Here is a 17,540-nt window from a genome sequence, read left to right as displayed (position 1 = left end):
GCGTCCGTACGACGCTCAGTGGCCGTTCTGCGCGAGCTTGAGCAGATGGTCCGCCAGGGCCTGGCCGCCGGTCGGGTCGCGGCTGATCAGCAGCAGGGTGTCGTCGCCCGCGATGGTGCCGAGGATGTCGTGGAGTTCGGCCTGGTCGATGGCCGAGGCGAGGAACTGGGCGGCCCCGGGCGGGGTGCGCAGCACGACGAGGTTGGCCGAGGCCTCCGCGGAGATCAGCAGCTCCTGGGACAGGCGCCGCATCCGCTCCTCCTTGGCGGACTCGCCGAGCGGTGCGCGCGGGGTGCGGAAGCCGCCCTCGCTGGGCACGGCGTAGATGAGGTCGCCGTCGTTGTTGCGGATCTTGACCGCGTTCAGCTCGTCGAGGTCCCGGCTCAGCGTCGCCTGGGTGACGCTGAGCCCGTCGTCGGCGAGGAGCTTGGCCAGCTGGCTCTGCGAGCGCACCGGCTCCCGGTTGAGGATGTCCACGATCCGGCGGTGCCGTGCGGTGCGCGTCTGCGGCACGGCGGGCCCGGCACCTGTCTGCTGCTCGTGCTCCTGCGCCTGGCTCATCGTCGTCTCATTCTCCGGATCGTCCGTCCCCGCCTGCGTCGAGGATGCCGGGCAGCGCCTGGAGCAAGGCGCCCGCCTCGTCGTCGCGCAGGTTCAGCGGGGGCATGAGCCGTACGACGTCGGGGGCGGGGGCGTTCACCAGGAACCCGGCCTCCTGGGCCGCCTGCTGCACCTGGTGCGCGTGGGGCCCGGTGAGCACGATACCGAGGAGCAGGCCCGCGCCCCGGACATGGTCGACCAGCGGGTGGCCCAGGGCCTCGATGCCCGCGCGCAGCCGCTCGCCCTGGCGCTTGACGTTCTCCAGCAGTCCCTCGCCCTCGATGGTGTCGAGGACGGCGAGGCCGGCGGCGCAGGCGACCGGGTTGCCGCCGAAGGTGGTGCCGTGCTGACCGGGCTGGAGCAGATCGGCGGCGCGGCCGAAGGCGACGGTGGCACCGAGCGGGAGTCCGCCGCCGAGCTGCTTGGCGAGGGTGACCACATCGGGCAGCACGCCCTCGTGCGCCTGGTAGGCGAACCAGGTGCCGGTGCGGCCGACGCCGGTCTGCACCTCGTCCAGGGCCAGCAGGGCGCCGGTCGCGGCCGTGATGGCGCGGGCGGCCTTGAGGTAGCCGGGCGGGGGCACGACGACGCCGTTCTCGCCCTGGATCGGCTCGATGATCACCAGGGCGGTCTCCTCGGTGACGGCTGCGGCCAGGGCCTGGGCGTCGCCGTAGGGGACGTGGGTGACATCGCCGGGCAGCGGCCGGAACGGGTCCTGCTTGGCGGGCTGCCCGGTGAGCGCGAGGGCGCCCATCGTACGGCCGTGGAAGCCGCCCTCGGTGGCGACGACATGGGTCCGCCCGGTGAGCCGGCCGATCTTGAAGGCGGCCTCGTTGGCCTCGGCTCCGGAGTTGCAGAAGAACACCCGGCCCTCGCGGCCGAAGAGCTGGAGCAGCCGTTCGGCGAGCGTGACGGTCGGCTCGGCCATGAAGAGGTTGGAGACATGGCCGAGTGAGGCGATCTGCCGGCTGACGGCCTCGATGATCGCCGGGTGGGCGTGGCCGAGCGCGTTGGTGGCGATGCCGCCGACGAAGTCGGTGTACGCGCGGCCCTCGGCGTCCCACACGGTGGCGCCCGCACCGCGCACCAGCGGCAGGCGGGGGGTGCCGTAGTTGTTCATGAGCGCGCCCTGCCAGCGCTGGGTCAGGTCCTGGTTCCCCGTCACTGTGCTTCCTTTGCGGGCTCGTCGGGCACCACCATGGTGCCGATGCCTTCGTCGGTGAAGATCTCCAGCAGGATGGAGTGCTGCACCCGGCCGTCGATGACACGGGCGGTCTGCACGCCGTTGCGGACGGCGTAGAGGCAGCCCTGCATCTTCGGGACCATGCCGGAGCTCAGTTCCGGGAGCAGCTTCTCCAGTTGGGTCGCGGTGAGGCGGCTGATCACCTCGTCGGAGTGCGGCCAGTCCTCGTAGAGGCCCTCGACATCGGTGAGGACCATGAGAGTTTCGGCGCCAAGGGCCGCAGCGAGTGCCGCAGCCGCCGTATCAGCATTGACGTTGTAGACATGACCGTCGTCCTGGCTTCGGGCGATGGAGGAGACGACCGGGATGCGGCCGTCGGCGAGCAGGGCCTCGATGGCGCCGGTGTCGATCTCGGTGATCTCGCCGACGCGCCCGATGTCGACCAGTTCCCCGTCGATCTCGGGCAGATGCTTGGTGGCGGTGATGGTGTGCGCGTCCTCGCCGGTGAGGCCGACGGCGAGCGGGCCGTGCTGGTTGAGCAGGCCGACCAGTTCGCGCTGCACCTGTCCGGCGAGCACCATGCGTACGACGTCCATGGCGTCCTCGGTGGTGACGCGCAGGCCCGCCTTGAACTCGCTGACGATGCCGTGCCGGTCGAGGGCGGCGCTGATCTGCGGGCCGCCGCCGTGCACCACGACCGGCTTGAGTCCGGCGTGCCGCAGGAAGACGACGTCCTGGGCGAAGGCGGCCTTCAGTTCCCCGTCCACCATGGCGTTGCCGCCGAACTTGATGACGACGATCTTTCCGTGGTGCCGGGTCAGCCAGGGCAGCGCCTCGATGAGGATCTTCGCCTTGGGCAGGGCCGTGTGTTTACGGGTCGTGGTCATGAGGAGTAGGCGCTGTTCTCGTGGACGTAGTCGGCGGTCAGGTCGTTGGTCCAGATCGTCGCGGTCTCGTCGCCCGCGGCGAGGTCGGCCGTGACGTGGACCTCGCGGTAGCGCATGTCGACCAGGTCGCGGTCCTCGCCGACGGAGCCGTTCCTGCACACCCAGACGCCGTTGATGGCGACGTTCAACCGGTCGGGCTCGAAGACGGCGCTCGTGGTGCCGATCGCGGACAGGACGCGGCCCCAGTTGGGGTCCTCGCCGTGGATGGCGCACTTGAGGAGGTTGTTGCGGGCGATGGAGCGGCCCACCTCGACGGCGTCCGCCTCGCTCGCCGCGTTGATCACCTCGACCTTGATGTCCTTGCTGGCGCCCTCGGCGTCGCCGATGAGCTGGCGGCCGAGGTCGTCGCAGACCTGTCGTACGGCCTCGGCGAAGGCGTCGTACCCGGGGGTGACGCCCGAGGCGCCGGAGGACAGCAGCAGCACGGTGTCGTTGGTGGACATGCAGCCGTCGGAGTCGACGCGGTCGAAGGTGACCTTGGTGGCGGCGCGCAGGGCCCTGTCCAGGGTGGCGCCGTCGAGGTCGGCGTCGGTGGTGATCACGACCAGCATGGTGGCGAGGCCGGGGGCGAGCATGCCGGCGCCCTTGGCCATGCCGCCGACGGTCCAGCCGTCCCCGGCGACGACCGAGGTCTTGTGCACGGTGTCGGTGGTCTTGATGGCGATGGCGGCCCTCTCGCCGCCGTGCTCGGACAGCTGGCCCGCGGCGGTCTCGATGCCGGGGAGCAGCTTGTCCATGGGCAGCAGGGTGCCGATGAGACCGGTGGAGCAGACGGCGACCTCGATGGCGCCGCGGCCGAGGACCTCCCCCGCCTTCTCGGCGGTGGCGTGGGTGTCCTGGAAGCCCTTGGGGCCCGTACAGGCGTTGGCCCCACCGGAGTTGAGGACGACGACGGAGACCTGGCCGCTCTTCATGACCTGCTGCGACCACAGCACCGGCGCGGCCTTGACGCGGTTGGCGGTGAAGACGGCGGCGGCGGCGCGGCGGGGCCCGTCGTTGACCACGAGGGCCAGGTCGGGGTTGCCGTTCTGCTTGATCCCGGCGGCGATACCGGCCGCCCGGAATCCCTTGGCTGCCGTGACGCTCACGGTGCGACTCCGATCGTGGAAAGCCCGGTGGTCTCGTCGAGACCGAGGGCGAGGTTCATGCTCTGGACGGCACCGCCCGCGGTGCCCTTGGTCAGGTTGTCGATGGCGCTGATCGCGATGATGCGGCCCGCGGCCTCGTCGTACGCGACCTGCACCTGAACGGCGTTGGAACCGTGGACGGCGGCCGTGGCGGGCCACCGGCCCTCGGGCAGCAGGTGCACGAAGGGCTCGTCGGCGTAGGCCTTCTCGTAGGCGGCCCGCACCGCGTCCGTGCCCACCCCGGCGACGGCCTTCGCGCTGCACGTGGCGAGGATGCCGCGGGGCATCGGGGCGAGGGTCGGCGTGAAGGAGACGGTGACGCGCTCCCCCGCGACCGCGCCGAGGTTCTGGATCATCTCGGGGGTGTGCCGGTGGCCGCCGCCGACGCCGTACGGCGACATGCTGCCCATGACCTCGCTGCCGAGCAGGTGCGTCTTGGGCGCCTTGCCCGCTCCGGAGGTCCCGGAGGCGGCGACGATCACGGCCTCGGGCTCGGCGATGCCGGCCGCGTAGGCGGGGAAGAGGGCGAGGGTCGCGGCCGTGGGGTAGCAGCCGGGTACGGCGATCCGCCTGGCGCCGGTGAGCGCGGCGCGGGCGCCGGGCAGCTCGGGCAGGCCGTAGGGCCAGGTGCCGGCGTGCGGGGAGCCGTAGAACCTCTCCCAGTCGGCGGCGTCCTTCAGCCGGAAGTCGGCGCCCATGTCGATCACCAGCACGTCCGGGCCGAGCTGCTCGGCGACGGCGGCGGACTGCCCGTGCGGCAGCGCGAGGAAGACGACGTCGTGCCCGGCGAGCACCTCGGCCGTCGTCTCGGACAGCACCCGGTCGGCCAGCGGCCACAGGTGCGGCTGGAGCGCCCCGAGCCGCTGCCCGGCGTTGGAGTTCGCGGTGAGGGCCCCGATCTCGACCTCGGGGTGTGCGAGGAGCAGCCGCAGGGCCTCTCCGCCCGCGTACCCACTCGCTCCGGCAACCGCCGCACGTACCGCCATGTCCGTCCTCCTCTGGATGGCATGACTATACGCATCTCTGCACGTTTATGCAATGACTCTGCATGGGCATGCGTGCCGGGTGTGATACGACGATCCGCGGTGGACCTCCCGGTTCCCCTGGGGGCATGTACGGGGATGCGGGGGTCGTGGCGCGGTCGGACCGGTCGCGGTCCGGACGAGCTGGTGGCCCCCGTCGGCGCGGTCCCACGGGATGGGCACCGGCTCGGCTCGGGCGCCGACCGGCGTCGGCGAACTCGGGCGAGTGGTAGCCGGTGAGCCGGAACCCGCCGCACCGGGGCGCCTCGTGCGACGCCGGACGCCGGCGCGGGCGGCTGCATAGGATCACCGGCATGGCACTGCGACCCGTCCACGTGAACATCAAGGCGCTCGATCCCCCGGCGGTCGGCGGGTTCTGGGCGGGGGCCCTCGGCTGGAGTGCCTACCGGCCCGGCGTGACCACCTACGTCGGGCCCGCCGGCGGTCTCGTCTGGCCGGACCCGGTCGTCCTCGGCGTCGACGTCGTTCCCGTCCCGACGGCCAAGGGGACGGCGAAGAACCGGGTGCACCTCGATCTCGCCACCACCTCCGCGGCCCATCGGGCGGAGCTGCTCGCGCGCGTGGCGGCACTCGGCGCGACGCCCGTCGACGTGGGCCAGGGAGACGTGCCGTGGACGGTCCTCGCCGACCCCGAGGGCAACGAGTTCTGTGTGCTGGAGCCTCGGGAGGTCTACCGGGACACCGGGCCGATCGCCGCGGTCGTGGTCGACTGCGAGGACCCGGTGGCCATGGCCCGGTTCTGGGGCGAGGCGACGGACTGGGCCGTGCGCGGGGTGACCGACGAGCAGGCGGTGCTGCGCTCCGGCGAGGGGGTCGGCCCGTACCTCGAGTTCGTGCGCACGCCGGACGGGAAGACCGTGCCCGACCGCGTCCACCTCGACCTGCTGCCCGGCCCCGGCGACGACAGGGCCACGGAGGTGGCCCGGCTGCGGGCCCTCGGCGCCACCGACCTCGACCTCGGCCAGGGCGACGTCCCGTGGACCTGTCTGACCGATCCGGAGGGCCATGAGTTCTGCGTCCTCGCCGCGCACTGAGGCGCGGGCCGGCCCTGCCGAGCGCCGGTCTCCTGCGCGGCGCGCGCCTCGCGAGGGGCCTGGCCGACCGCACCGACCACACCGACGGCACCGACCGCACCGACCGCACCGACCGCACCGACCGCGAGAACGCCGGACGCGCCTCTTCATCGCCGTCGACCGCCCTCGCCCCCGCCTCCCCCGGCCGTCCGTCCGTCTCGGGCGGACCGGCCTACGGTCCCTCGTCGGCCGCCACTCGCGGCGAAGCCCCCGGCAGCATGATCCACCGGGACACCACGAAGGTGATCGGGATCGCCGCCGCCGAGGCGATCAGCGGGGCGAAACGGCTTCCGGCGTGCAGGACGTCCACGATCACGTACACCCCCACCGTGGTGATCACGAAATTCGCGGCATTGGTCAGCGGAAACAGCAGGAATTTCCGCCAGGTGGGGCGGATGCGGTAGGTGAACCGCGCATTGAGGAAAAAGGAACCGACCATGCTCAGCGCGAAGGCGAGAACATGCGCGGCGAGATACGGAAGCCAGGCGAGAAACAGGAGGTAAAGCCCGTAGTAGACGGCCGTGTTGAGCACGCCGACCACGGCGAAGGTGACGATCTGTCGCGCTATCAAGGGATGAGGTCTTTCGTCCGTTCCACATTGGTCGCCTTCACCAGAAAGTGCGGGCGGCCCTTCACCTCGTAGTAGATGCGTCCGGTGTACTCCCCGATCACTCCCAGCATGACCATCTGTACACCGGCGAGGGCGGTGACGGCGGTGATGATGGTGACGTAGCCGGGGGTCTGCACGCCGTGCAGCAGCGCGGCGACCACGATCCAGGCGGTGTAGAGGCCGGCGCACAGCAGCAGGCTGACACCGAGCCAGAGGGCGGCGCGCAGCGGACGGTTGTTGAAGGAAAGGACGCCGTCCAGGCCGTAGTTGACCAGTCCGCGCAGGTTCCAGGAACTGCTGCCGGCCTCGCGCACGGCGTTCTCGTACGAGAAGGTGGTGCTGGGGAAGCCGACCCAGGCGAACAGGCCCTTGGAGAAGCGGTTGTACTCGGTGAGGGCGAGCACCGCGTCCACCACCCGGCGGGACAGGAGCCTGAAGTCCCCCACGCCGTCCATGAGTTCGACGTCGACCAGGCGGTTCACCAGGCGGTAGTAGAGGCGCGCGGTGAGGGTGCGGGTGAGCCGGTCGCCGGTACGGCTGCGGCGGGCGATGACCTGGTCGTGGCCCTGCTCGCGCAGCTGGATCATGCGTTTGATCAGCTCGGGCGGGTGCTGGAGGTCGGCGTCCATGACCACGACCGAGTCGCCGGAGGCGTGCCTGAGCCCGGCCAGCAGGGCCGCTTCCTTGCCGAAGTTGCGACTGAAGGAGACGTAGCGCACCCGCTGGTCGCGGGCGGCGAGGTGTTCGAGGACGGTGAGGGTGCGGTCGCGGCTGCCGTCGTCGACGTACACGAACTCCATGTCGTGGCCGAGCGGCAGCAGTTCGTCGGCGACCTTCTGGACGGCTTCGTGGAAGCGCTCCAGGACGTCTTCCTCGTTGTAGCAGGGCGCGACGATCGATATCAGCATGGCGGGTGTCCCCCAGGGTCGCGGTCGGATCGCGGTCAGGGCGCGGCTGTCACGCGCTCGCGCGGTGCCGGTGGTGTGGTCGGGGCGGCCCGTCGAACGCGTCGGCGGCGGACGGCGGTCGCCGTGGTGAGCAGGAGGAGGGCCGCGAGCGAGGCGAGGCCGACGCTCGTGCCCAGCCGCAGGCCGGGCGGGTGGAAGGTGCAGGTCAGGCTGGTCTGCGTGCCGTCCAGCGGGACCGCGACCAGTCCGTGGTACTGACGGGCGGGACGGGCCGGGCCGTCACCGGCGGCGCAGCGCCAGCCGGCGATGCGGGGCGCGGCGAGGACGGCGAGTCCCTTGCTCCCGGCGGGGAGCCGGGCGTGCACGGTGCCGTCGGAGACGGTGACCGAGGTGGCGCCGGTGGCCTTGAGCCGGGCTGCGGCGGTGCTCAGCCCGGCGGTGTCCAGGCAGCCGACGGCGCCGGGCGGGATGCGGCCGGGCCGGTCGGGCACCAGGCCGATGCGTACCCGCCCGGAGGCCGGGGCGCGGCCCAGCGGCTCCATGGCGGCCACGGCACGCCCGCCGTCGGAGTGGAACAGGGCGGTGCCCGTGCCCCCGGCGAGCCTCGCGGTGCCGGAGAAGTGCGGCGCCGCGAGGTACACCTGGGTGCCGGCGGGGCAACCCGCGGTGATCGTCGCCCCGGTCAGCGCGTTCCCGGAGCCGACCCGGCGGCCGGGCACCGGCGTCCCGTCGGCGGCGCGCACGGTGGTCCGGGGCACGGTGTAGACGCGGCTGCCGAGCAGGAGTTCCTGGTTGCGGTACGGCGAGGAGCCGAAGGGCGCGTCGTCGGGGTCGGCCCGCACGGTCACCAGCGGCGGCACGTCCCGGCGGGTGACGGTCGGCGCGGCGGTGTCCGAGGGCAGGCGGGTGCGGTGCGGGTCGGGCGGGTCGTGCACCCGGGCGCCGACGGAGAAGAGCACGTCGGTGACGGCGTTGTCGAGGCTCTGCACGCCCCGGCCGCCCGAGGTCCAGCCGCCGCCGAGCGCGGTGAGGGTGCGGGAGAGGACGTCGGAGGTCAGGCTGCTGTAGTACGCGGCGCCCTGCCCGCCGACCACCAACGGGTCGTTGGAGACGGTCTGTTCGCGGCCGGGGTCGGTACGGTAGCGGGGCCAGCCGTCGGCGCGGGCGACCGCCGCGGACTGCGCCCGCTGCCGCTCGCCCCAGGGCGCGTAGTCGTCCAGGTGCTTGAGCCGCAGCCCGCTCGCCACGGCGGAGGTGGCGGCGCTCTCCCCGGCCTGCGTGCCGAGCAGGACGAGCACGGCCAGGACGGCGAGCCTTCCCCGCCGCCCGCCGCGGTCCAGCAGGACGAGGCCGGTGAGCGCCCCTCCGGCGCCGAGCAGCACCAGGGGCCAGGTGCGCGCGTCGACCGGGTTCGAGCGGCTCGCGGCGGCGGCGACCAGGGCGAGCAGGGCGGTCGCGGCACCGAGGGCGGGCAGGCCCGGCGGGCCGTAGGACAGCGCGTGCCAGGCGGCGATGACCAGCAGCCCGCACAGCACGAAGCTCTGCCGGTAGGAGCTGCCCTGCGGGACGGCGAAGGCGTGCCAGGCCAGGCTGGTGGGCGCCCACTGGAGGGAGAGGGCCACCGCGAGCACCACCGCGGTCCAGCCGGCGCGGACGCGGACGGGCACCGCCCGGTGGAAGGGCAGGGCGAAAGCGAGGAGCAGGGCGGTGGTGCCGACGTAGAGCGCCGGTGAGCTGTAGTTGTAGGTCCCCGGCAGCAGCCTGGCGAGCACGTCCTCGGCCGGCACCGGGTGGAACCGCGCGATACGGCCCGGGTAGGCGTGCTTGGTGCCGAGGTAGACGACCGTCACCAGCGGAGCGGCGAGCCCCACGCCGAGGACGACGGTGAGCGCGGCGCGACCGGCGGCGGCGAGTGCCCGCCGACGCGGCGGAGCGGCGATGACCAGTCTGGCCAGCAGCACCAGTCCGGCGCCGAGGGTGGCCATGTAGGCGGTGTAGAAGTTGGCGCTCCAGGCGAGCGCGACGAGCAGCACCCCGAGGAGGCGGCGCCGCCCGGTGCGGGCCCACTCGCCGACCAGGCTCAGCAGCGGCAGCGCGATCAGGCCGTCGAGCCACATGGTGTTGTAGTCCGCGGCGAGCGTCCAGCCGCACAGCGCGTACGCCGCCCCGAGCAGCCCCGCCGCCCACCAGCGGCCGGGCCGCAGGGCGAGCAGCAGCCAGGCCATGGCGGCCGCCGCGCATCCGATCTTCAGAACGGTGATCACGTACACCGCGAGGTCGATACGGTCCCGTGGGAACAGCGCGACGAGCGGCGCGAAGGGGCTGGCGAGGTAGGTGCCGAGGTCGGGCAGGAAGCTGGAGCCGTATCCGGACTGCCAGTTGACCAACAGCCCGCCGTCCGCCCTGCCGTGCAGCAGGTCCCAGAGGTGGGCGTGCAGCGGCACGTACTGGTTGCCCAGGTCGTTGACGGCGCGGGTGCGGGAGCCGAAGGGATAACTGCCGGCCAGCAGATCACCGCCGCACAGCCCCACGCTCGCCAGGACGGCGGCGAGGAGTGCGGCGGCCCGGCGTCCGGCACCCGGCGCGGTCGAACGGTCCATCGGTCGGCAGGCCCCCAGTGAATTCACCTTGGATTTCGCCGACTTAGACGGGGCAACATTCCGATCGGTTGTGCCCTCAACGGAAATCAATGCATTTTTTGACGAACACCGGCCGAAAACCGAGGATTTGATGTCCGGCTAGGAAACCCGAGCTTTACGGCGCGTTATTCGGAGGTGTTTTCAAGGTGACGTGCCTCCGCGAGCGGCATAGGCCCGCGCCGCCCGCACCCGGTTGCCGCACCGGGTCGTGCACCACCGCCGCGCGCCGTGGGAGCGCAGGAAGAACCGCTCGCATCCCTGCGCCGCGCACTCGGCGAGCTGGGCCGCGTCGCCGCCGGTGAGCAGCTCGGTGGCGTCCTCGGCGAGCAGGGACAGCGCGGCGGCGGCCGGGTTGCCGTCGTCGGGGGCGTCGTCCCGGCGCGGTCCGTCGGCGGTCCAGGCGAGGCGGGGGGTGGAGGGGGCGGCGGCGAGGGCGGCGTTGAGGGTGTCGAGGGCGTCGGCGGGCGGCAGCGCGCCGGTGCCGTGCGCCCCGAACAGGACCCGCAGCGCCTCCCGCAGCGCACACAGCCGGCCGGCCTGCCTGCCGTTCACCGGCACCCGGTCGGGCAGCAGTCCGTGCCGGACCAGCCACAGATGCGCAGCCTCGGCGCCATCGAGCAGGTCGACCTGGCCGTGACTGACCCGGAACCGGCTGTTGACCAGGGCCAGGCAGACGTAGCGGTCCTCGCCGGGGACGGGGAGCCGGTGCAGGTAGACGGGGGTCTCTTGATCCACGACTCTCATGGTAATCCTTGCGATTCACCGTGAGACGGGATTAGCGTGCCTCACGGAGAAACAGTCACGAAGCCGTGAGAGGTGAGACGCCGTGGCCTTCGATGTGCACGCGCTGCGCGAGGACTTCCCGATCCTGGGGCGGACGCTGGCGAGCGGGGCCCCGCTCGTCTACCTGGACTCCGGGGCGACCACCCAGAAACCGCTGGCGGTCCTGGACGCCGAGCGGGACTACTACGTCACGCGGAACGCGGCCGTGCACCGCGGGGCGCACCAGCTCGCGGGCGAGGCGACGGAGGCGTACGAGGACGCCCGGCACACGGTGGCCCGGTTCATCGGCGCGGCCGACGACGAGGTGGTCTTCACCAAGAACACCACCGAGGGCATCAACCTCGTCGCCCACGCGCTCGGCCACGCCGGCCGGCTCGGCCCCAGCGACCGCATCGTGGTGACGGAGATGGAGCACCACGCCAACCTCGTCCCCTGGCAGCAGCTGGCCGAGCGCTCCGGGGCGACGCTGGACTGGTTCGGGCTGACCGACGAGGGGCGGCTGGATCTCAGCCGGGCCGACGAACTCCTCGACGAGCGCACCAAGGTGCTGGCCCTCACCCACCAGTCCAACGTCCTCGGCACCCTCAACCCGGTGCGCGAACTCGCCGACCGCGCCCACGCGTGCGGAGCCTTGGTCGTCGTGGACGGTGCCCAGTCCGTGCCGCACCGGCCGGTCGACGTACGGGAGCTGGGGGCGGACTTCCTCGCCTTCTCCGGGCACAAGATGCTCGGCCCGAGCGGCATCGGGGTGCTGTGGGGCCGCGCGGACCTGCTCGGCGAGCTGCCGCCGTTCCTCACCGGCGGCTCGATGATCGAGATCGTGGAGATGGACCGCAGCACCTTCCTGCCGCCCCCGCAGCGCTTCGAGGCCGGCGTCCCGATGACCGCGCAGGCGGTGGGACTCGCGGCGGCGGTCGACTACCTGGAGCGGCTGGGCATGCCCGCGGTCGCGGCCCACGAGGAGGCGCTCACCGCCCGCGCCCTGGAACTCCTCGCCGAGGTCCCGGGCGTCCACGTGATCGGCCCCACCGGCCTCGCCGACCGCGGCTCGGCCGTCTCCTTCACCGTGGACGGCATCCACCCGCACGACGTCGGCCAGGTACTGGACGACCGGGGCGTGGCCGTCCGGGTCGGCCACCACTGCGCCCGCCCGCTCGTCCGCCGCTACGGCGTCCCCGCGACCACCCGGGCGAGCTTCTACGTCTACAACACCCCGGCCGAGGTAGACGCGCTGGTGGAGGGAGTGCGGGCGGCGCAGAAGTTCTTCGCCGGGTGAACCCGGCCGCCCGGGGAGGCGCCCGGCCCGGGATCGCCGGGTGCGGGCCGATCGGCGTGCGCTTTTCCGGGGACGGCCCGCGGGAATGCGTAGTCGTGTGAGGGCACCCGGGCGGGCCCGGTCCCGGTGGTGCTGTCCGTGGAGCCGGTCCCCCGGCACACGGCGGTGAACGCCGGGAGCGCGTGGCCCGGCCGCCCGCTAGAGACGCGTCGCCTGGACGGCCGGGTTCTCGAAGCGCAGGCTCCAGCGGCCCCCGCGGCCCGTGAGGGTGGTGGTGGACAGGGGGCGGATGTCGAGGTTCCAGTAGCTGGCGGGCGGGGCCTTCAGGGCGTAGACCAGGGCCGCGCGGATCACCGAGGGCTCGGCGACGGCGACGACGCGGGCGCCGTCGTCGGCGGGGCGGGTGTCGAGCCAGCCGCCGACCCGGGAGATGAAGGCCAGCAGGGACTCGCCGCCGTGCGGGGTGGCGCGCGGGTCGGCGAGCCAGGCGTCCACCGCCGCCGGTTCACGGGCCATCGCCTCGCCCAGCGTCAGCCCGCGCCAGCGCCCCATGTCGCACTCGCGCAGCGCGAGCTGGGCGAGCGGGGCGTAGCCCAGGGCGTCGCCGGTGGCCCGGCTGCGCCGGGTCGGCGAGCAGTAGCGCAGTTCGGCCGCCGCCAACGGCACCAGCTCGCCGGCGGCGCGCCACACCTCGTCCCAGCCGGCCGGGTCCAGCGGCCGGTCGTCGTCGAACCGCTCCGCGAGCAGCGGCGCACTGCGCGCGGCGGCGACGAGCGTGACCCTCAGTGGCATGCGGTGATGGTGGGGCCATGAGGAACGGGGGTCAAGGTCTTCCGCCGGTGCGGTACCGAGGGTGAGCGACCGCTCACTCGAAGCGCCGGATCATCCACGTCTCGGGACGCTCCAGCGGCGTGAAGCCCAGCTTCTCGTAGACCCCGTGCGCGTCCTCCGTGGCGAGCAGGATGCGGCGCACGCCGAAGGCCGCCAGGTGGTCGCGGATGCCGCCGACGAAGGCGGTGCCCACGCCCTTGCCGCGCACCGAGCGGTCGACGTAGACATCGGCGAGCCAGGCGAACAGCGCCCGGTCGGTGACCCCGCGCGCGTAGGCCACCTGCGCGCCGGAGACCGTGTCGTAGACCCCGAAGTTGATCGAGGACTCCATGGCCTCCTCGTGCTTCTCGCGGGTGCGGCCGGTCGCCCAGTAGGCGTCGGTGGACAGCCAGCGGTGGACCAGGTCCACGTCGACACGGGCGGCGTCGGTGGAGAACTCGTAGCCGTCGGGGAGCCGGAGTCGGTTTTCGTCGCTCATCCCGTGATCGTCGCAGGTCGCGCGGCGGGGAGGCGAACGGATAACTCCCCCGCGCCGCACCGACCGGTGCTCCCGGCCGCCCCGGGACGCCCCTACAGCGCCTCGTCGCACGCCGCCCGCAGCCGCCGTACCCCCTCCGCGATCTCCCCGGGGCCCGCCACCGCCGCGAAGCTCAACCGTACGTAGGGCGAGGGGGGTTCGGCACTGAAGTACGGGCGGCCGGGGGTGAGGGCCACGCCCGCGCGCAGGGCGGCGGCGCTGAACGCGACGTCGTCGGTACCGTCGGGCAGGCGTACCCAGAGGTGGTAGCCGCCGGACGGGACGTGCGGCAGGGCGAGTTCGGGCAGGCGCAGGGCGAGCGCGCTCGTCATGGCGTCCCTGCGCTCTTTCAACTCCCCGGAGAGGCACCGGAGGTGGCGGGGCCAGGCCGGGGAGCCGACCAGTTCCAGCGCGGCCTCCTGGAGCGGCCGGGGGACGAAGAAGGAGTCCACCACCTGGATGGCACGCAACCGTTCGAGGACCGGCCCGTGGGCGGCCAGCGCGCTCACCCGGAAGCTGGGCGAGGTCGCCTTGGTCAGCGAGCCGACGTGCACCACCACGCCGTCGGGGTCGTCGGCGGCCAGGGGGCGGGGCAGCGGGCCCGCGTCGGCGTGCACGAGGTGTCGCACGAAATCGTCCTCGACGACGAAGGCGCCGGCCGCGCGGGCGATGCGCAGCACCTCCGCGCGCCGGTCGGCGGCGAGGACCGCGCCGGTCGGGTTCTGGAAGAGGGGCTGGCAGACGAACACCCGGGCGCCGGTGGCCCGGAACGCGTCGGCGAGCAGGTCGGGGCGTACGCCGTCGGGGTCCACCGGCACCGGGACCGGGCGCAGGCCGCCCGCGCGGGCGAGGGCCAGCATGCCCGGGTAGGTGGGCGACTCGACCAGGACGGGGGCCCCGGGCGGGGCGAGCGCGCGCAGGGCGGTGGCCAGCGCGGACTGGCCGCCCGCCGCGATCAGCACCTCGGCCGCCGTGACCGCGCCACCGATCTCGCGGGCGAACCACTCGCGCAGTTCGGGCAGCCCTTCCAGCGGGGGCCGCCCCCAGGCGCCGGGCCGCCGTCCGGCGCGGGCGAGCGCCGCCGCCAAGGCCCGCTCGGGCTGGAGCGAGGGATGCGGATAGCCGCCGTTGAATTCGAGGACCCCGGGCGGCGGGGCGGCCAGCGAGACCGTGACCCCGGTGGCGTCCACAGTGCGCGGTACGAGGTCGGCGGCCCCGTCGGCACTCAGCGCGACCTCCTGCCAGGAGGTGTCCCCGGCCGGCGCCTCGGGTGTGCGCGGCCGGGCCCGGAAGGCACCCGCGCCGGGCCGGGTGACGACCAGCCCCTCGGCGGCCAGCCGGGCGAGCGCCCGCGAGACGGTCACCGGGCTCACCCGGTACCGCTCGACCAGCGCCCGGCTCGATGGCAGCTTTCCGCCTGGTGAGTAGCGGTCCAGCTCCCCCCGCAACCGATCCGCCAAATCACCCACACTGCTACGCTCGTGCATGAAGACACAGAGTAGCGCTACCGATGCCGGGCCGATAGCGGTCACCGCTCCCCGGGCGGAGCAGCGGGTCCTCGGCACCGCCCTCGCCGCCCTCGGCGTCGCCTCCTTCTCCCTGACCTTCCCGGCCACCGCCTGGGGCCTGGAGGGCTTCGGCCCCTGGACGCTGGTGACCGTGCGCAGCGCCCTGGCCGCGCTGGTCGCGGGCGGCGCCCTGCTGGCCCTGCGGGTACGACCACCCGAGCGGCGTCAGCTGGGCGCTCTCGCGATCGTCGCGCTCGGCGTGGTACTCGGCTTCCCGACGCTGACCACGCTCGCGCTGCGCACCTCCACCACCGCGCACGCGGCCGTCGTGGTGGGCCTGCTGCCGCTGACCACGGCCGTCTGCTCGGCCCTGCGCACGGGGCACCGCCCCTCGCGCCGGTTCTGGGTCGCGGCGGTGGCGGGCGCCGCGGCGGTGCTGGCGTTCACGATCGTCCAGAGCGGGGGCGCGCTCACCGCGGCCGACGGCTATCTGTTCGCGGCCCTGCTGGTGTGCGCCGCCGGGTACACCGAGGGCGGGCTGCTCGCCCGGGTGATGCCGGGCTGGCAGGTCATCGGCTGGGCGCTGGTGCTGTGCCTGCCGCTCACGCTGCCCGCCGCCGCGGTGGCGCTGTCGTACGAACCGTTCCGGGTGACCGCGCACGGTGTGGCCGGTCTGCTCTGGGTGGCGCTGGGCTCGCAGTTCCTCGGCCTGGTCGTCTGGTACCGGGGCATGGCGGCCATCGGGGTGCCCCGGGCGAGCCAGTTGCAGTTGGCCCAGCCCCTGCTCACACTGGTGTGGTCGGCGCTGCTGCTGGGCGAGCACTTCACGGCGGCCGCTCCCCTGACCGCCGTCGCCGTGCTCGTGTGCATCGCCGTCACCCAGCGGTCGTGATCGTGAGGAGGGCCTGCAGATGCGCGCATCCAAGGGCGACCACCTGGTCCAGCACGGCAGGGTGGTCGGCCAACACGACCAGGAATCCGAAGTCGTCGAAGTGATGGGGCAGGAGGGCAATCCGCCCTACCGGGTCCGTTTCTCGGACGGGCACGAGGCCATCATGTCCCCGGGCCCCGACTGCCAGGTCAAGCACAAGGAAGACCGGCAGCGGTAGTGCGCCGGTTCAGCGGGGCGGGCTCGCCGGTCGCGCGTAGTGGTCCGCGATCACGCGCTTCATCGCCCCGATCGGATCGTCCGCCACCTCCTGGGCGGCGAAGAACACATGCCCGCCGACCTGCGGGTGGCGGGCGGCGAGGGTGAGGTGCCGGGACAGCTCCGCCGGGTCCTGCCAGGCCGCGGGCCGGCCGTCGGCCCCGGCGGCCCCCGCGCGGTACAGGGCCTCGCCGATGTACAGCCGCGTCCCCGTGCCCTCGGCGACGCGCGCCCACCAGTCGAGCAGCGTTGCGTAGTCCGCGCCGCTCGCACCGATCTCCCAGTACAACTGGGGCACGACGTAGTCGATCCAGTGCTCGCGGACCCATGTGCGGGTGTCGGCGTACAGGTCGTCGTACGTCTGGGCGCCCGCGTCCGTGTCGGAGCCGAGCGGGTCGGTCGTGGCGTTGCGCCACACCCCGAAGGGGCTGATCCCGAACCGGGTGCCGGGCCGCACCCGTCCGATCCCGGCCGCCATCTCCCTGACCAGCCGGTCGATGTTGTCCCGCCGCCAGTCGGCGCGATCGGTGAAGGAACCCCGGTAGCGCTCGTACGCCTCGTCGTCCGCGAAGGTCTCCCCGTCCTCGGGGTAGGGGTAGAAGTAGTCGTCGAAGTGGACCGCGTCGACGGGGTAGCGGGCGACCGCGTCGAGCATCGCGCGTTGCACGAAGGCGCGGACGGCGGGCAGGCCGGGGTTGTAGTAGAGCTTGCCGCCGTACGGCACCGCCCAGTCGGGGTGCCTGCGCGCCGGGTGACCGGCGGAGAGGCGGCTCGGGTCGGTGTGGTTGGCGATCCGGTACGGGTTGAACCAGGCGTGCAGCCGAAGGCCACGGGCGTGGGCCTCGCGCACGGCGGTGCCCAGCGGGTCCCAGCCGGGGTCGCGGCCCTGGGTGCCGGTGAGGAACCCGGACCAGGGCTCGTACGGCGAGGGCCACAGGGCGTCGGCGGTGGGCCGCACCTGGAGGATCACGGTGTTCAACCGGCTGCGCACCGCCCGGTCGAGGTGGTCGGTCAGCTCCTTGTGCTGCGCGGCGGCGGTCAGACCGGGACGCGAGGGCCAGTCGCGGTTCTCGACGGTGGCCATCCACACGCCGCGCATCTCGGTGAGCGCGCGGGCGCCCGGCGCGCCGGTGGCACCCTCGACACCCGGGCCCCTGACCCCGGCCCGCCCGGTCTCCGCGGTCCGGGTCGTCGCCGCACCGCACCCGGCCGTGGTCAGAGCCGACAGCGTCGCCAGGGTGAAGGCCCGGCGTGACATGGGTCCCATCGCCGTTTTTCCTTACGTTCCGCATCCGCTCGGTCACGGATCGTCTTCGTGACCAAGAATGCCCGCACCCAGACGATCGAT

At 73.3% G+C, this 17,540-nt stretch carries 17 protein-coding genes; 4 read left to right on the top strand and 13 right to left on the bottom strand.

Annotation, left to right across the window (positions count from 1 at the left end):
- Positions 1-15 precede the first annotated feature (15 nt).
- From QSK45_RS25215 to argC, 5 genes are read right to left on the bottom strand one after another with little or no spacing between them, the layout of a single operon-like run.
- Positions 16-561, bottom strand: coding sequence for an arginine repressor (locus tag QSK45_RS25215; RefSeq protein WP_285560682.1), 546 nt, complete (start codon positions 559-561; stop codon positions 16-18).
- Positions 562-568: 7 nt separating this feature from the next.
- Positions 569-1,765: an acetylornithine transaminase gene (locus tag QSK45_RS25210; protein ID WP_285560680.1), complete on the bottom strand. Its 1,197-nt coding sequence runs from the start codon at positions 1,763-1,765 to the stop codon at positions 569-571.
- The gene (gene argB, locus QSK45_RS25205) at positions 1,762-2,670 is read right to left on the bottom strand and encodes an acetylglutamate kinase (RefSeq protein ID WP_285560678.1); all 909 of its coding nucleotides are present in this window, start codon (positions 2,668-2,670) and stop codon (positions 1,762-1,764) included. The genes QSK45_RS25210 and argB overlap by 4 nt, the downstream gene beginning before the upstream one ends.
- The gene (argJ, locus tag QSK45_RS25200; RefSeq protein WP_285560677.1) at positions 2,667-3,818 is read right to left on the bottom strand and encodes a bifunctional glutamate N-acetyltransferase/amino-acid acetyltransferase ArgJ; all 1,152 of its coding nucleotides are present in this window, start codon (positions 3,816-3,818) and stop codon (positions 2,667-2,669) included. Before argJ ends, argB begins: the two co-directional genes overlap by 4 nt.
- Positions 3,815-4,843: an N-acetyl-gamma-glutamyl-phosphate reductase gene (argC, locus tag QSK45_RS25195; RefSeq protein WP_285560675.1), complete on the bottom strand. Its 1,029-nt coding sequence runs from the start codon at positions 4,841-4,843 to the stop codon at positions 3,815-3,817. The genes argJ and argC overlap by 4 nt, the downstream gene beginning before the upstream one ends.
- A gap of 350 nt (positions 4,844-5,193) precedes the next feature.
- Here argC and QSK45_RS25190 point away from each other — a divergent pair, with 350 nt between their 5' ends.
- A complete protein-coding gene (locus QSK45_RS25190; RefSeq protein WP_285560672.1) occupies positions 5,194-5,934 on the top strand; it encodes a VOC family protein in 741 nt (246 codons plus the stop codon).
- 211 nt (positions 5,935-6,145) lie between these two features.
- Here the strand turns inward: QSK45_RS25190 and QSK45_RS25185 are convergent, their stop codons facing one another.
- From QSK45_RS25185 to QSK45_RS25170, 4 genes are all read right to left on the bottom strand, one after another.
- Positions 6,146-6,544, bottom strand: coding sequence for a GtrA family protein (locus QSK45_RS25185; protein WP_285560670.1), 399 nt, complete (start codon positions 6,542-6,544; stop codon positions 6,146-6,148).
- Entirely contained in the window at positions 6,541-7,491 is a 951-nt protein-coding gene (locus QSK45_RS25180) for a glycosyltransferase family 2 protein (RefSeq protein ID WP_285560668.1), read from the bottom strand. Before QSK45_RS25180 ends, QSK45_RS25185 begins: the two co-directional genes overlap by 4 nt.
- Positions 7,492-7,526: 35 nt before the next feature.
- Positions 7,527-10,091, bottom strand: coding sequence for a YfhO family protein (locus QSK45_RS25175; protein ID WP_285560666.1), 2,565 nt, complete (start codon positions 10,089-10,091; stop codon positions 7,527-7,529).
- A gap of 180 nt (positions 10,092-10,271) precedes the next feature.
- Positions 10,272-10,874: a CGNR zinc finger domain-containing protein gene (locus QSK45_RS25170; protein ID WP_285560664.1), complete on the bottom strand. Its 603-nt coding sequence runs from the start codon at positions 10,872-10,874 to the stop codon at positions 10,272-10,274.
- An 82-nt stretch (positions 10,875-10,956) separates the two neighbouring features.
- Between QSK45_RS25170 and QSK45_RS25165 the strand changes: the two genes are divergently transcribed.
- Entirely contained in the window at positions 10,957-12,189 is a 1,233-nt protein-coding gene (locus QSK45_RS25165; RefSeq protein ID WP_285560663.1) for a cysteine desulfurase, read from the top strand.
- 198 nt (positions 12,190-12,387) lie between these two features.
- Here QSK45_RS25165 and QSK45_RS25160 read toward each other — a convergent pair whose 3' ends face one another.
- The 3 genes from QSK45_RS25160 to QSK45_RS25150 all read right to left on the bottom strand — a co-directional run bounded on the left by QSK45_RS25160 (position 12,388) and on the right by QSK45_RS25150 (position 15,024).
- Positions 12,388-12,981 (bottom strand): histidine phosphatase family protein, encoded by a 594-nt coding sequence (locus QSK45_RS25160; protein ID WP_285560660.1) that lies wholly within the window; start codon positions 12,979-12,981, stop codon positions 12,388-12,390.
- 73 nt (positions 12,982-13,054) lie between these two features.
- A complete protein-coding gene (locus tag QSK45_RS25155; protein WP_285560658.1) occupies positions 13,055-13,498 on the bottom strand; it encodes a GNAT family N-acetyltransferase in 444 nt (147 codons plus the stop codon).
- Between the two features lie 92 nt (positions 13,499-13,590).
- The gene (locus QSK45_RS25150; RefSeq protein WP_285560657.1) at positions 13,591-15,024 is read right to left on the bottom strand and encodes an aminotransferase-like domain-containing protein; all 1,434 of its coding nucleotides are present in this window, start codon (positions 15,022-15,024) and stop codon (positions 13,591-13,593) included.
- On the opposite strand from QSK45_RS25150, the gene QSK45_RS25145 reads away from it, so the two are divergent.
- Both QSK45_RS25145 and QSK45_RS25140 read left to right on the top strand, forming a co-directional pair.
- A complete protein-coding gene (locus QSK45_RS25145) occupies positions 15,023-15,937 on the top strand; it encodes a DMT family transporter (protein ID WP_285560655.1) in 915 nt (304 codons plus the stop codon). The genes QSK45_RS25150 and QSK45_RS25145 overlap by 2 nt on opposite strands.
- A 19-nt stretch (positions 15,938-15,956) precedes the next feature.
- Complete coding sequence (locus tag QSK45_RS25140; RefSeq protein ID WP_285560653.1) at positions 15,957-16,154, top strand: DUF1918 domain-containing protein; 198 nt, start codon at positions 15,957-15,959, stop codon at positions 16,152-16,154.
- Between the two features lie 9 nt (positions 16,155-16,163).
- On the opposite strand, the gene QSK45_RS25135 is transcribed toward QSK45_RS25140, so the two are convergent.
- Positions 16,164-17,459 carry a glycoside hydrolase family 10-like protein gene (locus tag QSK45_RS25135; RefSeq protein WP_490993617.1) on the bottom strand — a complete coding sequence of 432 codons (1,296 nt, stop codon included), beginning with the start codon at positions 17,457-17,459 and terminating at the stop codon, positions 16,164-16,166.
- Positions 17,460-17,540 lie beyond the last annotated feature (81 nt).

Source organism: Streptomyces hygroscopicus subsp. hygroscopicus (genome assembly GCF_030269125.1).
In the GTDB taxonomy this organism is placed as follows: Bacteria; Actinomycetota; Actinomycetes; order Streptomycetales; family Streptomycetaceae; genus Streptomyces; species Streptomyces hygroscopicus_C.
Note: the sequence above shows the minus strand (reverse complement) of the source record. Positions and strands in the feature narration are given on the sequence as shown.

Bases quoted from the DNA above. Each gene is read 5' to 3' on its own strand.
- QSK45_RS25215 (WP_285560682.1), bottom strand. From the start codon at position 561: ATGAGCCAGGCGCAGGAGCACGAGCAGCAGACAGGTGCCGGGCCCGCC.
- argB (WP_285560678.1), bottom strand. From the start codon at position 2,670: ATGACCACGACCCGTAAACACACGGCCCTGCCCAAGGCGAAGATCCTC.
- argC (WP_285560675.1), bottom strand. From the start codon at position 4,843: ATGGCGGTACGTGCGGCGGTTGCCGGAGCGAGTGGGTACGCGGGCGGA.
- QSK45_RS25190 (WP_285560672.1), top strand. From the start codon at position 5,194: ATGGCACTGCGACCCGTCCACGTGAACATCAAGGCGCTCGATCCCCCG.
- QSK45_RS25180 (WP_285560668.1), bottom strand. From the start codon at position 7,491: ATGCTGATATCGATCGTCGCGCCCTGCTACAACGAGGAAGACGTCCTG.
- QSK45_RS25175 (WP_285560666.1), bottom strand. From the start codon at position 10,091: ATGGACCGTTCGACCGCGCCGGGTGCCGGACGCCGGGCCGCCGCACTC.
- QSK45_RS25170 (WP_285560664.1), bottom strand. From the start codon at position 10,874: ATGAGAGTCGTGGATCAAGAGACCCCCGTCTACCTGCACCGGCTCCCC.
- QSK45_RS25160 (WP_285560660.1), bottom strand. From the start codon at position 12,981: ATGCCACTGAGGGTCACGCTCGTCGCCGCCGCGCGCAGTGCGCCGCTG.
- QSK45_RS25155 (WP_285560658.1), bottom strand. From the start codon at position 13,498: ATGAGCGACGAAAACCGACTCCGGCTCCCCGACGGCTACGAGTTCTCC.
- QSK45_RS25145 (WP_285560655.1), top strand. From the start codon at position 15,023: ATGAAGACACAGAGTAGCGCTACCGATGCCGGGCCGATAGCGGTCACC.
- QSK45_RS25150 (WP_285560657.1), bottom strand. From the start codon at position 15,024: ATGCACGAGCGTAGCAGTGTGGGTGATTTGGCGGATCGGTTGCGGGGG.
- QSK45_RS25140 (WP_285560653.1), top strand. From the start codon at position 15,957: ATGCGCGCATCCAAGGGCGACCACCTGGTCCAGCACGGCAGGGTGGTC.
- QSK45_RS25135 (WP_490993617.1), bottom strand. From the start codon at position 17,459: ATGGGACCCATGTCACGCCGGGCCTTCACCCTGGCGACGCTGTCGGCT.